Origin of the sequence: Aquiflexum sp. (genome assembly GCF_041751335.1) — a bacterium.
Taxonomy (GTDB): Bacteria; Bacteroidota; Bacteroidia; order Cytophagales; family Cyclobacteriaceae; genus Aquiflexum.
Map to the genome: position 1 here is coordinate 1 of NZ_JBGSXS010000452.1, position 2,408 is coordinate 2,408.

Annotated in this window: 1 protein-coding gene and 1 pseudogene; both read left to right on the top strand. The window is 37.6% G+C overall.

Features of this window, described 5'->3' with window-relative positions:
- Positions 1–213, top strand: a pseudogene (locus ACEW8U_RS23555) (insulinase family protein); the annotation flags it as partial.
- Positions 214–237: 24 nt separating this feature from the next.
- Positions 238–2,280 carry a M16 family metallopeptidase gene (locus ACEW8U_RS23560; RefSeq protein WP_373524509.1) on the top strand — a complete coding sequence of 681 codons (2,043 nt, stop codon included), beginning with the start codon at positions 238–240 and terminating at the stop codon, positions 2,278–2,280.
- Positions 2,281–2,408 lie beyond the last annotated feature (128 nt).

Consider the following 2,408-nt stretch of genomic DNA (forward strand, 5'->3'; position numbering starts at 1 on the left):
TTAGTGAACAGTAGGGGTTCCATTGCAAATATCTCTCTTAATTTGGCTCAGGCCCATGTCTTTAATGGAGGTGCTGATTATATCAATGTTGAGCTGGACCAATACAGGAAAGTAAAACATGAAGATATCCAGCGGGTAGCCAGGCAATATCTGAAAAAAGACAGTAGGGTTGTGTTGAAATACCTTCCAAAATCTGCCCAGTCAACAGAGTGATTTTTAACCATTAAATGAAATAAAATGAAAAAGATATTATTTTACGTCGTATTTTCTCTGTGTTTCTCTTCGGTTATTGCTCAGGTAGATAGAACCAAATTACCTGAACCTGGCCCCGCACCAGAAATTAAATTTGGAGAAGCAGAATCATTCACTTTGGATAATGGGTTGAAAGTTTTTGTGATTCAAAATAGCAAATTGCCAAGAGTTACTTATTCGTTGATTTTAGATAGGGATCCGATTGTAGAAGGAGATAAAGCCGGAATGCTGGGTTTTGTTGGTCAAATGATGACCGCAGGTACAAAAAGCAGAACCAAAGATGTATTCAACGAAGAAGTGGATTTTATTGGTGCCAGGATTTCAGGAAGTTCAACTTCGATTTCAGGATCTACTTTAACCAAACATCAAGAAAAAGTAATGGAATTGATGGCAGATGTGTTGTTCAATCCTATTTTCCCAGAAGAGGAGTTGGATAAGCTAAAAACACAGACCAAATCGGGTCTTGCGCTTGCTAAAAATGATCCGAATTCGGTATCATCAATCTTGACTTCCAAGCTTGTATATGGAAATAGCCATCCCTATGGAGAAATTGAGACAGAAGGTACTGTAGATAATGTTACGGTTGAGGATATCAAATCTTATTATGAGACCTATTTCAGACCAAATATCGCGTACTTGGCAATTGTGGGTGATATGGACATAGCAACTGCTAAACCGTTGGTAGAAAAATATTTTGCAGGATGGGAAAGGGGTGAAGTACCTTCCAAATCTTATGAAAAGCCAAAGGCTCCCGAGAAAAATATAGTGGCATTGGTTGACAGATCAGCTTCACAACAATCTGTGATTGAAGTGACTTATCCTTTGGATAATTTTTTGACATCAGAGGATTATCTTCAAAGTAGAATACTTGGATATGTTTTGGGAGGAGGATTTTCCGGCCGGCTTCTTCAAAATTTAAGGGAAGACAAAGGTTTCACATATGGTGCATCAGCAAATTTTGGTTCTGATGATTTGATTGCAAGATTCTATGCTGGCTCAAGTGTAAGAGGGTCTGCGACAGATTCGGCTATTAATGAAATCATCTATGAAATCAGAAACCTAAAAGAAAATGGTGTTCAAGAGCTTGAATTAAAAGGAGCAAAATCCGCCTTGAGTGGGTCATTTGCAAGATCTCTTGAAAGTCCAGCAACAATTGCCAGCTTCGCCATAAATATGGAAAGGTATGATTTACCTTCAGACTATTATAGTACTTACCTTCAGAGATTGAATGACCTGACAGAAGATCAAGTAAATGCATCTGCAAAAAAACTTTTAAAACCCGAAAACATGTACATCACAGTTGTGGGCAACGGGTCTCAAATACAAGAAGGCTTGATGGCATTTGGAGAGGTAAAAAGATTTACCAATGCGGGTGACCCTGAACGTCAGATTGCCATGGATTCTGAAATCACTGCTGAAAAAGTCATAGAAGATTATATTAAGGCTATTGGTGGTGCAGAAAAAGCAAAGACGATTAAAACTTCAATCATGGAATCTGTTGCTGAAATTCCAGGAGCAAAATTGAACATCAATTATGTATATGATGAAAATGTACAGGCTTTTTCCAACAAAATAATGGCTATGGGAAATGTGGCTATCCATACGCTCATTAAGGATGGAAAGGCTTCTGTTACCGCTGGAGGTCAAACCCAAGAACTTTCAGATGAGCAATTTGAAGCTGCAAAGATGAATATGTTTATATTTCCGGAATTGCATTATGAGGAGTTGGGTTATAGCATTGTATTGGAAGGCATCAATGATGTGGAAGGTCAAAATGCTTATAAAGTCCTCATTTCCAATCCTACCGGAGCTAAACAAATAAACTTCTACGCTGTAGATTCAGGTCTAAAAATAAAAACCGAAAGTACGGATGCAGGAGAAATATTCTATTCGGATTACCAAGATGTCGAAGGCATTCAATATCCAATGATGTCTACGCTAAAATCGCCAATGATTCCCATTCCATTGGAAGCAAAGGTTGAAAAATTGGAGTTCAATGCTTCTGTTTCAGCGGAAGATTTAAAATAATTTTATAATATAAAAAAAGGCTCCTCTAGTAAAGAGGAGCCTTTTTTTATTCATAAGGATTTTGTTTCATCCACTTCTCTGTTTTTGGATTTGACTCATAAGGAATAAGGGTAAAGATTGGAAATACT

Coding starts and splice junctions, on each gene's coding strand:
- ACEW8U_RS23560 (WP_373524509.1), top strand. CDS start 238: ATGAAAAAGATATTATTTTACGTCGTATTTTCTCTGTGTTTCTCTTCG.